General features: G+C 41.2%; 15 protein-coding genes. 11 read left to right on the top strand and 4 right to left on the bottom strand.

Features of this window, described 5'->3' with window-relative positions; translation table 11 throughout:
* Positions 1–24: 24 nt before the first annotated feature.
* Both tadA and grxC read right to left on the bottom strand, forming a co-directional pair.
* Positions 25–510, bottom strand: coding sequence for a tRNA adenosine(34) deaminase TadA (gene tadA / locus NIES592_RS05045; RefSeq protein ID WP_082720467.1), 486 nt, complete (start codon positions 508–510; stop codon positions 25–27).
* A 180-nt stretch (positions 511–690) separates the two neighbouring features.
* A complete protein-coding gene (grxC, locus tag NIES592_RS05050; protein WP_062243082.1) occupies positions 691–1,005 on the bottom strand; it encodes a glutaredoxin 3 in 315 nt (104 codons plus the stop codon).
* A gap of 530 nt (positions 1,006–1,535) precedes the next feature.
* Between grxC and glpX the strand changes: the two genes are divergently transcribed.
* The 7 genes from glpX (at position 1,536) to NIES592_RS05085 (ending at position 11,519) form a co-directional block, all read left to right on the top strand.
* Entirely contained in the window at positions 1,536–2,573 is a 1,038-nt protein-coding gene (gene glpX, locus NIES592_RS05055) for a class II fructose-bisphosphatase (RefSeq protein ID WP_009456466.1), read from the top strand.
* Between the two features lie 99 nt (positions 2,574–2,672).
* Positions 2,673–3,959, top strand: a complete 1,287-nt coding sequence (locus tag NIES592_RS05060) for a glutamyl-tRNA reductase (protein WP_073555100.1) — start codon at positions 2,673–2,675, stop codon at positions 3,957–3,959.
* Positions 3,960–4,077: 118 nt separating this feature from the next.
* Positions 4,078–7,026 carry a UPF0182 family protein gene (locus NIES592_RS05065; RefSeq protein ID WP_073555101.1) on the top strand — a complete coding sequence of 983 codons (2,949 nt, stop codon included), beginning with the start codon at positions 4,078–4,080 and terminating at the stop codon, positions 7,024–7,026.
* Between the two features lie 399 nt (positions 7,027–7,425).
* Positions 7,426–7,647 carry a hypothetical protein gene (locus NIES592_RS05070; RefSeq protein ID WP_062243092.1) on the top strand — a complete coding sequence of 74 codons (222 nt, stop codon included), beginning with the start codon at positions 7,426–7,428 and terminating at the stop codon, positions 7,645–7,647.
* A 564-nt stretch (positions 7,648–8,211) separates the two neighbouring features.
* Entirely contained in the window at positions 8,212–9,339 is a 1,128-nt protein-coding gene (locus tag NIES592_RS05075) for an ABC transporter ATP-binding protein (RefSeq protein WP_073555102.1), read from the top strand.
* Between the two features lie 15 nt (positions 9,340–9,354).
* Positions 9,355–10,440, top strand: a complete 1,086-nt coding sequence (locus NIES592_RS05080) for a polyamine ABC transporter substrate-binding protein (protein ID WP_073555103.1) — start codon at positions 9,355–9,357, stop codon at positions 10,438–10,440.
* A gap of 164 nt (positions 10,441–10,604) precedes the next feature.
* On the top strand, positions 10,605–11,519 hold the full coding sequence (locus tag NIES592_RS05085) for an ABC transporter permease (RefSeq protein ID WP_073555314.1): 915 nt from the start codon (positions 10,605–10,607) through the stop codon (positions 11,517–11,519).
* A 93-nt stretch (positions 11,520–11,612) separates the two neighbouring features.
* Here the strand turns inward: NIES592_RS05085 and NIES592_RS05090 are convergent, their stop codons facing one another.
* The gene (locus NIES592_RS05090) at positions 11,613–12,047 is read right to left on the bottom strand and encodes a hypothetical protein (protein ID WP_073555104.1); all 435 of its coding nucleotides are present in this window, start codon (positions 12,045–12,047) and stop codon (positions 11,613–11,615) included.
* Positions 12,048–12,419: 372 nt separating this feature from the next.
* Between NIES592_RS05090 and NIES592_RS05095 the strand changes: the two genes are divergently transcribed.
* The 4 genes from NIES592_RS05095 to NIES592_RS05110 all read left to right on the top strand — a co-directional run bounded on the left by NIES592_RS05095 (position 12,420) and on the right by NIES592_RS05110 (position 16,903).
* Positions 12,420–12,764 (top strand): hypothetical protein, encoded by a 345-nt coding sequence (locus NIES592_RS05095; RefSeq protein WP_062243104.1) that lies wholly within the window; start codon positions 12,420–12,422, stop codon positions 12,762–12,764.
* Between the two features lie 56 nt (positions 12,765–12,820).
* On the top strand, positions 12,821–14,980 hold the full coding sequence (locus NIES592_RS05100; protein ID WP_073555105.1) for a pentapeptide repeat-containing protein: 2,160 nt from the start codon (positions 12,821–12,823) through the stop codon (positions 14,978–14,980).
* 128 nt (positions 14,981–15,108) lie between these two features.
* Positions 15,109–15,600, top strand: a complete 492-nt coding sequence (locus NIES592_RS05105) for a hypothetical protein (protein WP_062243110.1) — start codon at positions 15,109–15,111, stop codon at positions 15,598–15,600.
* A 256-nt stretch (positions 15,601–15,856) separates the two neighbouring features.
* Complete coding sequence (locus NIES592_RS05110; RefSeq protein WP_062243113.1) at positions 15,857–16,903, top strand: S1C family serine protease; 1,047 nt, start codon at positions 15,857–15,859, stop codon at positions 16,901–16,903.
* 211 nt (positions 16,904–17,114) lie between these two features.
* Here the strand turns inward: NIES592_RS05110 and NIES592_RS05115 are convergent, their stop codons facing one another.
* Complete coding sequence (locus tag NIES592_RS05115; RefSeq protein ID WP_073555106.1) at positions 17,115–17,819, bottom strand: 5'-methylthioadenosine/S-adenosylhomocysteine nucleosidase family protein; 705 nt, start codon at positions 17,817–17,819, stop codon at positions 17,115–17,117.
* Between the last annotated feature and the right edge of the window lie 182 nt (positions 17,820–18,001).

Raw genomic sequence — 18,001 nt, forward strand, 5'->3', positions numbered from 1 at the left:
GCTGGACAGTTTTACCTCTGTCCGTTATTCGCTGCTGTGTCGCCTATTTACAAACCATGCTTGTAACTGTTGACGACAGGCAGTTTCCATGATGCCTCCAATTACACGCAGACGGTGATTAGAAGCCGCACTATCAGGGATATTAACGACAGTACGAATTGCACCAGTTTTGGGATCGTCCACGCCATAAACGATAAGTCCAATACGGGCTTGGACTATTGCACCTGCACACATTGGACAAGGTTCGAGAGTAACATAGAGAGTACATTGGTTCAAACGCCAAGTTTTTAACTTTCTAGCTGCTGCTTTCAAAGCAATAATTTCTGCATGGGCTGTTGGGTCTTGGTCACGTTGTTTGCGATTTTCACCTTCTGCTATCAAATAGCCTGATGAATCAATAATAACAGCACCTACAGGGACTTCACCCGCATCACCCGCCATTTGTGCCAATTTTAAAGCGTGATCCATCCACTGGTGATGTATAAGATATTCTGGATATTCAAGTGACATGTTCTTGTGTTTACAAATTAGTACTCAACCATATAATTTCTAAGTAGTTGCGAGGGATCTCGCAGCCTATGACATGTTTTTGACGACCAAAATTGAATACCCTTAGACTGGAAGTCTAGGGCTAGCCACAGTTATCAGGTTTATGGTGTAGTGTTTCGTTAGTAATGAAACTGATAACTATTAAACTGCTGGCTGAGCTAAAAGAGGGTCGAGTTGACCTTTTGTATCTAATTCGTAGAGGTCATCACAGCCGCCAACATGTTGATTATTGATAAAAATCTGTGGTACAGTGCGGCGTCCGTTGGCGCGTTCTGCCATTGCTGTTCTAGCTGTTTCGTTACCGTCAATTTTATATTCAGTGAAATTAACACCTTTCCACCACAACAACATCTTGGCACGGATACAGTAAGGGCAAGTTTGCCAAGTATAAATTTCAACGTTGGCTTTAACGTTTTCTGGATGGCGATTTAAAAGGGAATTGATGAAGTTGAGCATATTTTGAAGTTTAAATAGATTTGTAATTACTCTCTAGTTTAAATATTATTGCTCAACGCCGACCTATTGCTTTTCGATATTCAGAAGAAAGACTGTATATGTAACGTGGCAAATCATTTAGCGTTTTGACGATTTCTTCCTTTTCTAAAAACCCTAGTAACCAAAGTTGTTCTGGGCGATAGTATGTCTCTATTTTACTTCAATAATTCTCTTGTATGGTAAGAAAAAATAAATTTTATATTTTGTAGTGATTTAAAGGCAAATACATAATTACGTGTAAAGATTAAATTTGAATATAGAAAAATTATTTTTAGTTATATACTTCAACTTTTAGTTTTACTAAGGTACACACTAGCAATACATAAGTGTTACTTAGGGGTAAAAATACTACTTTTTATACAAAAAATACAAAACTTAACAAAGACTGCATCAGAGAGTATTTTCCACGGGTATCCGCCCTTTGGTAGACTGTAAAACTGAAATCACCAGATGAAAAGTCGCAAAATCAAGCTATCGAGAGGGCAGACTCTGTGGAAAATACTCTTGGGTTAGAGATTATTGAGGTAGTTGAGCAAGCTGCGATCGCTTCTGCTCGTTGGATGGGTAAGGGCGAAAAGAATACTGCTGACCAAGTGGCTGTAGAAGCCATGCGGGAACGGATGAACAAAATTTATATGCGCGGTCGCATTGTGATTGGGGAAGGCGAACGCGATGATGCTCCCATGCTTTACATTGGAGAAGAAGTTGGTATCTGTAGCCGCCCGGATGCTAAAGATTTTTGTAACCCAGATGAATTAATTGAAATTGACATCGCTGTTGACCCTTGTGAGGGTACTAACCTTGTGGCGTATGGTCAACCAGGCTCAATGGCTGTGTTGGCAATTTCTGAAAAAGGTGGTTTGTTCGCCGCCCCAGACTTTTACATGAAGAAGCTAGCTGCTCCCCCAGCTGCCAAGGGTAAAGTAGACATTAACAAATCTGCCACTGAAAACCTAAAAATTCTATCTGAATGTCTAGACAGAGCAATCGATGAACTGGTTGTAGTGGTGATGAAGCGTGAACGCCACAACGACCTGATCAAAGAAATCCGGGAAGCAGGAGCAAGAGTCCAACTCATTTCTGATGGTGATGTAGGTGCAGCCTTATCCTGTGGTTTTGCTGGAACCAATATTCATGCTTTGATGGGTATTGGTGCGGCTCCCGAAGGTGTGATTTCTGCTGCGGCTATGCGCGCGTTGGGTGGACACTTCCAAGGTCAGTTAATCTATGATCCAGAAGTAGTCAAGACTGGTTTGATTGGCGAAAGCAAACAAGCTAACATCGAACGCTTGAAGTCTATGGGTATCGAAGATCCTGATAAAGTCTACGATGCTCATGAACTAGCATCCGGTGAAACCGTCTTGTTTGCCGCTTGTGGTATTACCTCTGGTAATCTTATGCAAGGCGTCCGCTTCTTCAAAGGAGGTGCTAGAACTCAAAGCTTGGTGATTTCCAACCAGTCGAAAACAGCTCGCTTTGTGGACACCATCCACATGTTTGAAGAACCCAAGGTATTGCAGTTGCACTAAGTTTGGATAGTGGTTAGTAGTTAGTGGTTAATACTACTAACTGCTATCTACTCACTACTAACAACCGCTCGTTCCCCATTAGTAAAGACGATTTAGCAAATGAATATAGCAGTGGTGGGGTTAAGCCATAAAACAGCCCCAGTCGAAGTCCGGGAAAAGCTGAGCATTCCAGAACCACAGACCGAAAGCGCGATCGCACACCTGCTTAGCTACCCCCATATTGATGAAGTTGCCATCCTTAGCACTTGTAACCGTTTAGAAATTTACATTGTCACCGAAGAAAGTGAACAGGGTGTGCGAGAAGTGACACAATTCCTCTCGGAACACAGCAAAACACCTGTGACATCTCTAAGACAACACCTATTTGTTTTGCTCCATCAAGATGCTGTAATGCATTTGATGCGGGTTGCTGCTGGTCTAGATAGCTTGGTACTTGGTGAAGGTCAAATTCTTGCCCAGGTGAAAAACACCCATAAGCTGGGACAGCAATACAACGGTATAAAAACTATTTTGAATCGATTATTCAAACAAGCGATCACGGCTGGCAAGCGCGTACGTACTGAAACTAGCATTGGTACTGGTGCAGTTTCGATCAGTTCGGCGGCTGTGGAATTGGCCCAAATGAAGGTAGAAAATCTCGCAGCCTGCCGAGTGGCTATACTAGGTGCTGGCAAAATGTCGCGCTTGTTAGTGCAACACCTAGTTTCTAAAGGTGCTGTCAAAATTTGTATTTTAAATCGCTCTGTTGGTAGAGCAGAGCAATTAGCTAAGCTCTTCCCCGAACATAATATCCAAACTCATCCACTTTCGGAAATGATGAAAGTCATTTGCGAAAGTGATTTAGTATTTACAAGCACGTCTGCAACAGAACCAATTCTTGATCGTGCTAAATTAGAAATGATGTTAGAAGCCAGCCGGGCATTGATGTTAATTGATATTTCCGTGCCACGCAACGTTCATGGAGATGTTAACGAACTGGCAAATGTCAAAGCGTTTAATGTTGATGATTTGAAAGCTGTGGTGGCCCAAAACCACGAAAGCCGTCGCAAGATGGCCCAGGAAGCCGAAGGGCTTTTAGAGGAAGAAGTAGAAGCTTTTGACGTCTGGTGGCGATCGCTAGAAACAGTAACAACAATTAGTTGTCTACGCAATAAAATCGAAACTATCCGGGAACAAGAACTAGAAAAAGCTTTATCCCGTTTAGGTTCAGAATTTGGCGAAAAACACCAAGAAGTCATCGAAGCTTTAACAAGAGGTATCGTTAACAAAATTTTACATGACCCAATGGTACAACTGCGAGCGCAGCAAGATGTCGAAGCAAGACGTCGTTGTATGCAGTCGCTACAAATGTTGTTTAACCTGGATGTAGGAGAGCAGTTTAGTTAGGGATCGGGGACAAGGGAGACAAGACAGACAAGGAAGATAAGAGAGAATTATTTAACAAGTCTCTTCCCAATGCTCAATACCCGATCCCCGTTCTCGATCCCCGATCCCCAATCCCAGTATGAACCGAATTTTTCGCGTCATTACACTTGTGTTAGGTTTGTGGCTATTATTTGAATTAGCCTCACGCCTCGTAGCAGAAATTCTGTGGTTTGATGAAGTTGGATATTTACAAGAATTTCTGTTGCGCTTACAGACACAAATAGGATTATGGGCGATCGCTTTTTTGATCTCAATCAGTTTTTTGCTAGGTAATTTGGTTATAGCCAATCGCCTCAAGCACCCCTCTGGGAAGATGGGGAGGAGGTGGGGATGCGGAAATACGGAGAGTATGGATGAAAGATTCTCTGCTTCTTCCCCAGGTCTCCCTACCTCCGCGTCTTCTACTTTGAAGCTACGCTTACTCATCCCAGCAGTGGTGGGACTGAGTGCATTAGCAGGAGTGGTTCTGATTTACTACGTCCAGACAGCTTTTGACTTATGGTTTGTTAATATCAAACTCCCCACTTTATCTTGGCAATTACCACCCCTGTTGCAGTTTTTTTCACAAATTTTTCGTTCAGAAGAAATACGTTTATCTGCTGTCAATGCAGGTTTGTTAGTGTTTTTAACCATTGCAATTTTAATTACTCATCAGTTTTGGTTAAAAGCGATCGCCCTATTGATTAGCTTGTTATTAGCTTTCTTGCTATCTGCACGTTGGGTTACAGTTTTACAATTTTTCCAAGCTACCAGTTTTAACAGTACAGACCCTCTTTTTAACCGAGATATTAGTTTTTATGTATTCTCCCTACCAATTTGGGAACTATTGAAATTTTGGTTATTAGGAATTTTTGTATACAGTCTTGCTTCCGTATCATTAATTTATCTGCGTTCGTCTAATAGTTTGAGTGAGGGATGGTTTCCTGGGTTTTCTATACCACAGCGACTCCATTTAAATGCCTTAACAAGTTTGCTCATGCTGGCGGTAGGTTTGCACTATTGGTTGTTACGCTACGAACTTTTATACTCCAAAAGTGGATTTAACTTTGGTGCTAGCTACACAGAGGTCAACGTACAGTTACCAATTTATACAGGACTGAGTATCTTGGCTGTGGCGATCGCAGTTTACTTACTGTGGCGAATATATATTTTATCCAAACGCCAAAAAACCAGATTAAGACCGATTCCTTTTCCACGCCAATTAATCTACTTACTTGCATTGTATGTAGCACTCGCAGGGCTTTCTGGTGAAATTTTGCCCACAATTGTACAGCGCCTGGTTGTCCAACCTAACGAATTAGCCCAGGAAAGACCCTACATTGCCCGCACCATTGCCTTGACTCGCGAAGCATTTAACTTAAACGCTATTGATGCCGAAACTTTTGACCCGCAAGGTAAATTGACAGCAGCTGACTTAAAAGAAAATCAACAAACAATTCGTAATATCCGTTTGTGGGATAGCCGTCCCCTTCTACAAACCAACCGTCAGCTACAACAAATTCGACCATATTACAAATTCCCTGGTGCCGATATTGACCGCTATACGTTGTTGCGCGACATCGAAAAACAAACAACAGAATACCAACAAACTATTATTGCAGCGCGAGAACTAGATTACGGTGATGTTCCCCAGCAGGCACAGACTTGGATCAACAAACATCTTATTTATACTCACGGCTATGGATTTACACTTAGTCCAGTCAATGTTGTTGGCCCTGGTGGATTACCTTATTACTATGTCAAAGATATTGGTGTAGAAGACACAGGTAGCCAAGGTTCATTGCAAATCACTACAGAAGAAATTCGTGCCAGCATTCCCATTAACCAACCACGTATTTATTACGGAGAGATCACTGATACTTACGTGATGACAGGGACAAAAACCCAAGAATTAGATTATCCCAGTGGTAACGAGAATGTCTATAACGTCTACGATGGGCGGGGCGGGATTTCTATCGGTGCGATGTGGCGGCGTTTGCTGTTTGCTCAGTATCTCAAAGATTGGCAAATGCTACTAACGCGCAATTTCACTCCCCAAACCAAGTTATTATTTCGTCGCACTATTCGAGATCGGGTACAGGCGATCGCGCCTTTTTTACGTTTTGACAGTGATCCGTATTTAGTGGCTGCAAGTGGAGGAGGGACAACTCTTACAGGTCAGCCTACAGACCTTTACTGGATAATTGACGCATATACCACAAGCGATCATTATCCCTATTCTGACCCTGGTAAAAATTCATTTAACTATATTCGTAATTCCGTCAAAATTGTTGTTGACGCTTACAACGGTACGGTTGATTTTTATGTAGCTGATCCCACAGATCCAGTAATTACTACTTTGGGGAAAATTTTCCCACAAATGCTCAAACCTCTGCAAACGATGCCAGTCGCACTCCGCAGTCACATCCGCTATCCAGGAGACTTTTTTAGAATTCAATCAGAACGCCTACTGACCTATCACATGACTGACCCGCAGGTATTTTACAACCGAGAAGACTTGTGGGAGATACCAACAGAAATTTATGGTAACGAACAGCGAACGGTAGAGCCTTATTATTTAATCATGAAGTTACCAAAAACAGAGACAGAAGAATTTATTTTACTGTTACCTTTTAAGCCTAACCAGCGTGCAAATTTAATTGCTTGGTTAGCAGCACGTTCTGATGGCGAGAACTACGGTAGATTATTATTATATGAATTTCCCAAACAATTGTTAGTTTATGGAACTCAACAAATCGAGGCATTAATTAACCAAGATCCGGTAATTTCTCAACAGATTTCTCTATGGAATCGTGAAGGTTCAAAAGCAGTTCAAGGAAATCTTTTAGTAATTCCTATTGAACAATCTCTTTTGTATGTTGAACCCTTATATTTGGAAGCAGAACAAAATAGCCTACCAACTTTTGTCGCAGTAATTATTGCTTACGAGAATCGAATTGTGATGGCAGAAACTCTAGAACAAGCATTAGCAGGGATCTTCCAGCCAGAACAACCAGCTGCGCCGACAATTATTCGCCCAGTGGAGTAAAGGCAAAAAGCAGCCAGTTGCCTTTTTAAGAAAGTTAGGTGTGTCGAGTGTTGCATGCGATCGCCCAATTTTTACCTCTAAATAATTAGTTCATGAAGTCGTAGGCAAAAAAGTTTAAAAACAAAACCCCAAAGCATAAGTGCTTTGAGGCTGCATAATTATGTTCAGGGTCTTTATATGGGCTGACCCCGTTTTATTACAAAAAGTAAACTACTATTTAGATTTACATCAAATTAGTCAAAAATTGTAATATTTAATATTTTCTTAAGAATTTGAATTTAATATTTTCTTTAGATTGTTCACGATAACCGACACAAACATACCCCGGCTACAAACCGGGGCTTTTGTCCAAGTCAGCTATTGTAGTCTGCTGTAGGCTGTCGCAACGGGGTAAGTGCTGTGAACGCATCAACATTACGTCAACTTTGGTCTTTGATTGAAGATACTCAGACCAATATTCTTTTAGAAGTTAATGACGCGGAACTAATCCAGCAGTTGTTAAAGCAACTGGAAAACCAAAAACTACTCAGTAGTGAAGAAAGTAAAGTCATTCGTGCTTATATCAGTTCTAGGCTACCGTTAATTCGGGATCTTGCAATGTTACGCAGAGGCTGTACTTAAACTCAGTAAATAGTGAGAAAGTGATTCTGATTTAACATACTTACCTGGCTGTTCCTTCGGTAATTACCTTCCACAGTCGATCACGCAGCATAGCGATAGTGGAAGGTTTAATGTTTAAGGACGAACGCCAGTTTTTTGCATATTTATGGTCTATGAGGATATGCGCCTGAACGCTGAAATCACCATTTGCAGGTACAGAGAACATAACAGCCGCAACTGTACGTATGTTTTTTTAGCACCAATTCTAGATGATTGTATACAAAGACAAATAAGACAAAAATCAATTCCAAGTCTTTGATCATCTGTATAAAAAAATACCTTAATGCGAATGGAATTTAGTGGCAGATAATCTAAAAAGTGTATCTTTTATAAAACTTTTTTTGCCGGATACAATGAACCCAGATGTAATATTTAGTCTGTCGATTTATTATTTTGGGGACTAAGGACTAGGGAGATGGGGAGGTGTGGGGAGTGTGAGGAGAATAAATAGTGACCAGTGACAAATGACTTTTGACCACTAACTACTAACCACGAACCACTAATAAATGACAATAAATTAGGACTATGGGCCATAGTGTGATGCAAAATCAAGATGAAATAACGGCTTTTGAGTCCCTTGATGTTGAACTGCGTAACGTTTTTAAGTTTTTTGACCAAGAGCCAGCAGTGCATGGAATAGACTTGGATGTCAGACAGGGCGAATTCTTTAGTATTCTCGGTCCATCAGGTTGTGGTAAGACAACTACACTACGTTTAATAGCAGGGTTTGAAAAAGCTGATGCTGGTAAGATTTTGATCCAGGGTCAGTCTATGAGTAACGTTCCTCCCTATCGCCGACCAGTCAATACTGTATTTCAAAGTTACGCTTTGTTTAACCACTTGAATATATGGGATAACATCGCCTTTGGGTTACGGTTAAAAAGATTACCTAAAGCTGAAGTAGAAACAAGAGTGAAAGAAGCTTTAAAACTGGTGAAAATGGAAGGCTTGCGATCGCGCTTTCCCAGCCAACTTTCTGGCGGTCAACAACAACGTGTAGCATTGGCACGAGCATTAGTCAATCGTCCAGCAGTGTTGCTCTTAGATGAACCATTGGGGGCGTTAGACTTAAAGCTGCGTAAAGAAATGCAGGTGGAACTATCAAATTTACACAAAGAACTGGGCTTGACTTTTATTATGGTTACCCATGATCAAGAAGAAGCTCTATCTTTGAGCGATCGCATTGCCGTGATGAACCATGGCAAAATAGAGCAAATTGGTACACCCAGCGAAATTTACGAAAATCCCCGAACAGCATTTGTTGCTGATTTTATTGGTGATACAAATTTATTTACAGGCGAAATTACAGAAGTAAATACATCCACTGTAGAAGTGGTAACAAAAACAGGATTAAAAATCACAGTCTCTCGCTTTGTTGATACACCTGCTGAATTGTTACAAGCAGTAGTAGTAAGCGTGCGTCCAGAAAAAATTCAGCTTTCACTTTATAAACCTAGCGTCCAAGCTAATTGTTTTGAAGGGCGACTAGTGAACGTTATGTACTTAGGAACTCACGTTAACTATGTCGTTGAATTAAAAACAGATGTGTGTATCACCGTTATGCAACCTAATACTTTTGGTAGCTTACCAAACCGTGATATACCCATCTATGCTTGGTGGACAGAAAATGATTGTTTAGTAATTAGTCAATAGTTATTCTTTTAAAAAATGACTACCAGACGACTATTTTTAAAAAATATAGTATTACTTTCTAGTTTATCTTTAGCTAGTTGTGGTTGGAGATTAGCTGAGGTTCGCGCTAATTCTAATAATAAAGGTTCCCGTGACCAATTGGATATCTATACTTGGACACAGTATGTAGATCAAGAATTATTTAAAACTTTCAATGCGGAAACTGGCATCAAAGTACTTTCAGATGTGTATGATTCTAACGAAGTCATGCTTAATAAATTACAAGCTGGGGGTGGTGGAACTTATAGTGTAATTTACCCTTCTGATTACATGGTGCAAAAAATGGTAGAGAAGGGTTTATTAATCAAACTAAACCATCAACGTTTAACTGCTATAGATAATTTATTCCCGCACTTTCAAAATCCTAGTTATGATCCCAATAACCGTTATAGTCTTCCATTTAATTGGGGAACAACAGGCTTAATATATAATTCCGAAATCCTCAAAAATCCGCCTGAAGATTGGGAATATCTTTGGCAAAATCAACAGCAACTCAACAATAAAATCACTTTGTTAAATGATGTGAGAGAAGTGATGGGAGCAGTGTTGAAAATGCTGGGCTATTCCTATAATTCTAAGAACGAAACCGAAGTCAAACAAGCTTATGAAAAATTACAAGCTCTCAAAGGTGCGATCGCAGCTTTTGACACAGACGCTTGGCGAAATCAAATTGTAGCAGGAGATTTATTATTATCAATGTGTTATTCATCAGATGCGGTGAAAATCACTCAAGAAAATCCTAAATTTAAATATGTGGTTCCCAAAAGTGGTTCTTCACTCTGGACAGATACAGTAGTAATTCCAACAACAGCCCGAAATATTGATGGAGCTTATGCTTGGATAAATTTTATCTTTCAACCAGAAGTAGCAGCGCAAATTAGCCAACGTCTTTGGGTAACGACATCAAGCCGTGCGGCTTTTGAGTTATTACCGAATAAAATCAAAAACGATCCGAACGTATTTCCTCCGGATTCGATACTGGAAAAATGTGAACGCATCACACCTTTAGGACAAATTGAAGAAGTATATGATCGCTATTGGACTGAATTAACAAGTGGATAAAAGCGGAAGAAAGTCTCAATTAAAAAATTTCATCACTAAGCATGAAAAACCTCACCCCTTACCCCTCTCCTTAATAAGGAGAGGGGTGTCCGATAGGACTAGGTGAGGTGAGTTTTAAGTCAGAAAGCAAAAATACAAATATTAATGCTTTACCCTTCATAACCGTGTCTACTCAAATTCCTTCTTCTCAAATAAATCCTACAGGCGGAATCCCCACAGTTCCTAAATGGCGTCCAAAGTTAACCTGGTTAGAACCTTTTGCATTACTTGCACCCGCAGGAATTTGGTTGCTATTGCTGCTAGTTTTGCCAACTCTGCTAATTTTAGAACTAAGTTTAGTACCTGGAATTCGACCAGGGGATTTAGTCATTCCTAGTGGTTTCGATAACTATATTCGGCTTTTTGATCCACTGTATCTGCGAGTGATTAGGCGATCGCTATCTTTTGCAGTTGGCACTACAGTAATATGTTTAGTCTTGGGTTTTCCTGTCGCTTATTGGATCGCACAAATAGCACCAAAGCGCTGGCGAAATTTGCTCTTAATCGCTTTTGTTTTGCCATTGTGGACTTCCTCTTTACTGCGCACTTATGCTTGGATTACGATCTTACGTCCCACTGGTTTACTGAACACAGTCTTAAATAGTGTGGGCTTACCACCTTTAGATTTACTCAATCGCAGTCCTGCTGTATTAATTGGTATGAGTTATAGTTTGCTGCCCTACATGGTGTTGATTTTATACGCATCTCTAGAAAAATTAGACAAACGTTTCTTAGAAGCAGCTGCTGACTTGGGTGCAAATCCTGTACAAGCTTTTTGGCAAGTCACCGTACCTCAAACTCTCACTGGTATAGCAGCAGCTTCTTTTTTAGTATTCATTACAGCTTTAGGAGATTTTATCAACCCAGAATTACTTGGTGGTGCTTCCAGTAGCACAGCAGCAAGGTTAGTTTATAACCAGTTCCTCGGTGCTACCCAAAATTGGGGATTTGGTTCAGCGCTGAGTATGGTATTAATTTTGGCTGTAAGTATTGCGATCACACTGTTAATAAAATTTGGTGACATTACACCCAAGAGGTGATGGGGAGGTGGGGAGATGGGGAGCAAGTATTAATCAACCATTAACTACTAACTACTAACAAATGACCAATGGCAATTGACAATTGATCATTAACTAATTTTTCTGTTTAGAAATCGACAGAGTATATGTATGCTCCCCATCAACTAATTCCCCAACGTACAATAAGTATCTACCAGCTTGCCAGAAACCAGAAATTTCTGGTTTGTCTCCAGAGTAATTATCTGGTAATACACAAAAACGCCCTCCTGGCCCTTCAATCAATAAAGTTGGTTTGCCATTACTTGTGACTGCTAATTTCAAATAAGGTAATGGCTTTGTAACTTGAATAATTTGATTTGGTGTAGCAGAAAGTTTACCACAATCACTAGATTTTGGTCCGCCAGACTTACCATTTAGAACCATTGGATCTGGTTGAAAATCAGGATTTATGGTGACGGTTTCTGCCATAACAGATTTAGCATTTGTGAGTAGCAAGCTTGCTGTCAAAGCTAAAACCGATGCAATATTAAATAATCTACATGTCTTCATATTGATGATGTTATTTGCTCTTGATTAATTCAACAGGGATAGTTATACGTAATATTCTGAATTTCTAGACGACCGCAAATTCACTTTTGTTCCACAAATTAGCTTGTATAAAATTTAAATTATTTCTTAAATACAAGTAGTGGAAAAAGACACACTATGACTGACGGTGGCAATAATTAGATGATTAAGAATTAAGTAAAAAGCTTAAATAATATTAGCTTCGTAACTTTTGACTGATAAGTAGTCTTTCCCTTTCTGCCATCTGCCCTCGGATCAAGGCAATAACATTCGCTAAAATCACTAAGACAACAGCTAACTATCGGATATATTTGGACTGTTGTTGAATAAGTTTGCTAGCTGAGGTAAAACAATATGAATCCTCAACCTGATGAAGACTTACAGCAACGTCTCCGCAAACTGGAGGCAGAAATTGATTCGTCTTCTGGGAAAAAAACCAAATCACAACAAGTTGAGCAGTCGTCTGTGCCTAATTTTTCCAGTGTAAATTCACAATTACAGCAATTGTCGAATTGGTTTAATAGCCTATCTGGGACGGGAAAGGTAGTTGTTGGGAGTGTCGGCGTTTTATTAGGCTTGGCGGTTGTGCAAGCAGTGTTTAAATTTGTTGCTTCTGCAATTAGTTTGGCACTCTTGGCAGGACTAGTTTACTTTGGATACAAATTTATTGTGTCTAGTAGTTCGCGACGCAATCGGTAGTATATTTTGACACGCCTGGAGTGGCATATATATAAAAGTTCAAGGGAAATATTGCGATGGCAACCCCAATTGTGAGGAGAAGTAATGATCAATCTAGTTCCAGTCAATCTAATCAACCAGGAAAACCCAAAGCATTGCCTCTATCTACTAGGCGTGTAGCTGCTTGGGCTACGGAAATGACGCTACTAGTAATTAGTGGCTTAATTCCTTTCAGCCTTGGTGCATATCTTAACACTAGAACTGATCTCAACCGAGTGCCACTAAATCCTGTATTGATTGTAACAGAAAGAGAAATCGCTCGTCCCCTAGCTCTGCCTGTGAGCTACGGCACTCGTAACGTTGCATGGCCAACAAATTTTTTGTGGGCAGTAGCTATACTAGCGCCTCTGACACTTTCTGGTTGGCAATTGCTTTTACTAGCGAAAACAGGCAGCACCCTGCCAAAACGCTGGTTTGGTGTTCGGGTTGTCAACTGTCAAGGCAAACCCCCTGGTTTAGGGGCTGTTTTACTGCGAGAAGGTGTTGGGCGTTGGACATTGAGTTTGTCTGTAGCTTACATGCTCTGGCGTAACAGCCCAACTTTTCCTAACTTAGGTGTTTTCACTTTCCTGTCTGGTTTAATAATGCTCTTAGAAGCGAGGGGCTTACCATTACGACAAAGGCGCGCAATCCACGACATTATTGCAGGTACTTACACCATAGACGCGAATCAACCGTTTACACCTTCCCAGCTAAAAAACCAAAAACAGACGCAGTGGACAGAAGCAGCAGACGAAGACGCAGCCATTGCCTCAGTTGTCATAACACCATCAGAAACCACTCAACCACCTGCCCATCCGTGGGAATGGTTGCGACGTAATCCAAGTATAACCCTGCTAGCGATCGCACTGTTGAGTATGGCTGGTGTCTTGGCAACTCTAGTCGGTACTCAAATATACATCCAAACTCAGCAAAATCGCCGAGTTTTAGAGCAGCGCAACAGCCAACAGTTCCTAGCTCTTGTCAAACAATTGAGTCCTAACTCTGGCATCAGCAATGAAGAGCGCCGTAGTGCGATTCTGGCAATGGGTACTCTCAATGACCCACAAGCTAGCAAATATCTTGTAGAACTTTTAGCTAAAGAAACTGACCCCAGTCAACTCGAAACAATACAGCAGGCTCTGACAAACATTGGTCTGTCAGCCATCCCTGATTTAAAACGCATGAATCAGTCCTTAGCTGAGGATTTGGAATCAACAAGCAACCCATCTCCAGAGCGGGCATTGCGACAGAAGCGCTTGCAGAGCAATCAGCAGACGATCAATAAGATTATTGCAGTTAATAGCGCTAAAGTTAATGACCTTGACCTCAGCCGCACTCAATTATTCCAAAACGGTACAGCAGATAGCCCCATATTCAACTTGGCGCTAGATAAAGTTGATTTATCAGGAATCAATTTCAAAGGAGCGAATCTATCCTTTGCTAGTTTGAGGGGTAGTAGCTTCCGGGGAGTAGGTGAGGATGGACGCTGGGATACTTTCGATGATTGGATTGCAGATTTGAGCGCCGCTCAGTTCAAACAAGCCGATTTGCGCGAGACAAATCTCAGTCGTGTCTTGATGGTGCGTACAGACTTCAGCCGCGCTAACCTCAAGGGAGCAAACTTAACTAACGCACGTTTAGTTAGTGCCAACTTGAGCAGCGTCCAGTTAATGGGAGCCGATGTACGTGGTGCTGTTTTAGAAAATGCTAGCCTTACCGGGGCAGATTTGAGTGAAGCTATATTTAACGACGCTGACTTATATGCTGCTCGCTTGGGTCGTGTCATTGCGATCGGTACACAATTACCCTTTGCCAACTTAAGTAAAACCGATTGGCAAGCAGCAGATTTATCAGGAGCAAATTTGCAGCGTGCGGATCTAAGCAATGCTAATCTCAGCGCAACTCGCTTGACAAATACTAATTTGCGCTCTGCTAACCTGACGGGTGTCAACTTCCGCAACGCCGATTTGAGTCTTGCAGATTTACGCGGAGCAAATCTCACAGAAGCTGATTTTCAAGGTGCTATTCTCTTCCCTGCTAAACAAGATCCAGCCGATCAATTTGTGCAAACTCCATCAACAGGTCCACAATCTGCTGTAGTCAAAGGAGTGGATTTTAGCCAAGCAAAAAATTTAGATACCAAGCAATTGGCTTACATTTGTACTCAAGGTGGTATTCATCCGCGTTGTCCGTAAGGTGGGGAGTGTGAGGAGTGTAAGGGGTGGAGGAAGAGCCACTAACCAATGTAGAGACGTGCCATGGCACGTCTCTACAGCTACGAACCACCAACAACCAACAAAATCAGTGTGAGGAGAGTCGGCAAATGAAGCGTCTTAAATATTTAATATCCGTACTTTTGGCTAATTCACTTTTGAGTTTGAGCCAATTTAGTCAGCCAGCCCATGCTCAAGCAGCTTATGGTAGTTACGTCGGTGTTGGACCCGCTGTTGGTTTTGCGGATGGGACTCAAATTGGTGGGGTTGTAGCCTTTCGTTACAAACTTTTAGAAACACCCGTTTCTTTCCGCGCTCAAGCTTTTTTGGCTAATAACATAGCGATTGTACCAACTGTTTCTTATGATTTTCCCCTTAACTGGCAAACTGATGCTTATATAGGAGCTGGGCTAATTTTTGCTGGTGGTGATACGCCTTCACCAGTGGGTAATAAAATTAGCTTTGCTTTGCAACCGGGTATTGATTATGTTGTACCTAATAGCAATACTGTGCTGTTTGGTAATGCCATTATTGGCTTTGACGCTTTGCGTGATGGCGGTACAACTTTCTCCTTACAAGGTGGTGTTGGTTTGAGATTTTGATTTGCTTGGTGTCTTTGTGACTTGGTGGTGAATACAATGATTTTTGAACCACAAAGACACTAAGACACTTAAGATTTATTTAGCGATCGCAAATCATTTCCAGAAGCATCCCCTTTGTCAAAACTACAAAATTTTTGTCAGAATCGGGAAATAAGGACATAGTCGATGGTTCCAAATCAGTTAACAGTAACTAATAAAATTTGATAACTGATAACTGTTAACTGATAACTGATAACTGATATAGGATTGACAAATTATGTTCAGAAATTTGGGATGGGTATCAAACGATAATTTTGCTCCCGATAATTCGCGATCGCCACAAAACAACCCAAAAGCTGATGAACAACTTCTTGATGCTTATTCCCAGGCTGTCATCAATGTAGTGGAAAAAGTTAGTCCTACGGTTGTTAATATTGATGTAAAAAAATGGCTGACGGGACGTAGCCGCAGTTATCAACCGTTTACACAAGAGGTACGTGGTAATGGTTCTGGATTTATTTTCACTCAAGATGGCTACATTCTCACTAACAGTCATGTCATACACGGTGCATCAAAAATTCAGGTAACACTGTCTGACGGTCGCAGTTACGATGCTGAAATGATTGGGGATGATCCTGATACGGATTTGGCTGTGATTAGAATTTATGCGCCCAATTTAGTAGCTGCGCGTTTTGGTGATTCTCAAGCATTGAAAGTCGGTCAGTTGGCGATCGCGATCGGTCATCCCTACGGTTTCCAGACTACTGTCACAACTGGAGTGATTAGCGCGCTAGGACGTTCTTTCCAATCCCGATCTGGTAAGCTGATTGAAAATATTATCCAAACTGACGCTGCTTTAAATCCTGGTAATTCAGGCGGGCCGTTAGTTACATCCCACGCTGAAGTGATTGGTATAAATACTGCTATTGTGATGGCAGCACAAGGGATTTGTTTTGCCGTACCTATCAACACAGCCAAAATAGTCATCCCGACTTTAATGAGGTATGGTCAAGTTCGACGTGGTTACATTGGTATTGGTGGACAAAATGTGCAAATTTCCCGCCGCATCATGTTATTCAACGAATTGGCTGTGGATACAGGCATTTTTGTTATGCACGTTGAACCAAACAGTCCGGCTAAAAAAGCTGGTTTACTGCAAGGGGATGTGATCGTTGGTTTTAATAATTTACCGCTGGGTGGAATTGAAGACTTGCAGAAGTTTTTAACACCAGAAAGTGTCGGAGTGCGATCGCAACTGACTATTTTGCGTAACAATCGCAAGCTAGTAATAGATATCATCCCAGAAGAATCAACTAGAGGCTAATAGTTAAAACTATTGGTCTATCGCAAAAGCTTTGAGAGGTTTGTAGTCAGCAGGAAGCGTGCTTCAATATTAGAGAACTAAAGTCCTCACTACAAACGCAATTAAATCTCATAATTAATGCGATAGACCACTATTAACTTCTACATCGGTGTTTATCGGTGCGTATCGGTGGTCGATTGATCAAAAATATTGGTCATAGCTTTAATTTTCATCAGGTTTGAAACAAACCAGTTGTCACCTCCTCTAATACTTTCAGTCCCTGCAAAGCACCTCGAATAAGTCTGGTTGCAGCAATGGGTTGTTTTAGCATAGCTATAGCCAAAGATAAAGGCTGAAGGGAACCATCAGAATTCAGTGTGGAATTGAGGTTTGGTAAATTGCGATCGCATCCATCACTTACAACCCGTACCATTCCCACTGTTACCCCAGTTGAGTGGAAAAATTTCACCACGGCATATCCTTCCATGTCCACAACATCAGCTGCTAAGCTTTGACCAAGCTTGCGTTTTTCTATACTCGACCAAATCATGCGATCGCTTGTTAATGCTTTGACAACAGCAGCCTGAGGGAGACACTGCTGCAAACATCCTGTCAAAGTTGCATCACACTCATACACTAAAGTATTACCAGTATTTTCCTGATAAATGCAATCTGCGTACACCACAACGTCCCCTACTTTATACTGGGGTTGGAGACTGCCACACAAACCCATTACCAATACTCTTGGTTGGGGATGATTCAGGATATTTTTTAACTCTTGACTTTTTTGCAAATATGTGATTACAGCCTCTCCTCCCATAGGTATGGGTATTACAGACGGTGTAGAGCCAGTGATGCGGCTTAAGCCTCGGCACGCAGCTTGGTACTCCGCACCTTGACAGACTAAAATTGCTTGGATAGTTGTTGAATGGAACACTTTTATAAAAATAGGAAACTAGGGGCAACAAAAGAGGAATTTTGCTTTTTTAGTATGGCTGCGTAAAATCGTAGCGTTTTTATTTTTAAACGCAAAGGAGCGCGGAGTCAGCGCAAAGGGACGCAGAGTGAGTCCAAAAACTCTGCGTTCTTCCGCGTTTACCTTTGCGTTCCTCCGCGTTA

It is taken from the genome of Fischerella major NIES-592 (assembly GCF_001904645.1).
Lineage (GTDB): Bacteria > Cyanobacteriota > Cyanobacteriia > Cyanobacteriales > Nostocaceae > Fischerella > Fischerella thermalis.

What these genes read in the sequence shown, in the direction of transcription:
- NIES592_RS05075 (WP_073555102.1), top strand. Translation starts at nt 8,212, where the DNA reads ATGGGCCATAGTGTGATGCAAAATCAAGATGAAATAACGGCTTTTGAG.
- NIES592_RS05105 (WP_062243110.1), top strand. Translation starts at nt 15,109, where the DNA reads ATGAAGCGTCTTAAATATTTAATATCCGTACTTTTGGCTAATTCACTT.
- NIES592_RS05065 (WP_073555101.1), top strand. Translation starts at nt 4,078, where the DNA reads ATGAACCGAATTTTTCGCGTCATTACACTTGTGTTAGGTTTGTGGCTA.
- NIES592_RS05100 (WP_073555105.1), top strand. Translation starts at nt 12,821, where the DNA reads ATGGCAACCCCAATTGTGAGGAGAAGTAATGATCAATCTAGTTCCAGT.
- NIES592_RS05060 (WP_073555100.1), top strand. Translation starts at nt 2,673, where the DNA reads ATGAATATAGCAGTGGTGGGGTTAAGCCATAAAACAGCCCCAGTCGAA.
- NIES592_RS05110 (WP_062243113.1), top strand. Translation starts at nt 15,857, where the DNA reads ATGTTCAGAAATTTGGGATGGGTATCAAACGATAATTTTGCTCCCGAT.
- tadA (WP_082720467.1), bottom strand. Translation starts at nt 510, where the DNA reads ATGTCACTTGAATATCCAGAATATCTTATACATCACCAGTGGATGGAT.
- NIES592_RS05080 (WP_073555103.1), top strand. Translation starts at nt 9,355, where the DNA reads ATGACTACCAGACGACTATTTTTAAAAAATATAGTATTACTTTCTAGT.
- NIES592_RS05095 (WP_062243104.1), top strand. Translation starts at nt 12,420, where the DNA reads ATGAATCCTCAACCTGATGAAGACTTACAGCAACGTCTCCGCAAACTG.
- NIES592_RS05090 (WP_073555104.1), bottom strand. Translation starts at nt 12,047, where the DNA reads ATGAAGACATGTAGATTATTTAATATTGCATCGGTTTTAGCTTTGACA.
- grxC (WP_062243082.1), bottom strand. Translation starts at nt 1,005, where the DNA reads ATGCTCAACTTCATCAATTCCCTTTTAAATCGCCATCCAGAAAACGTT.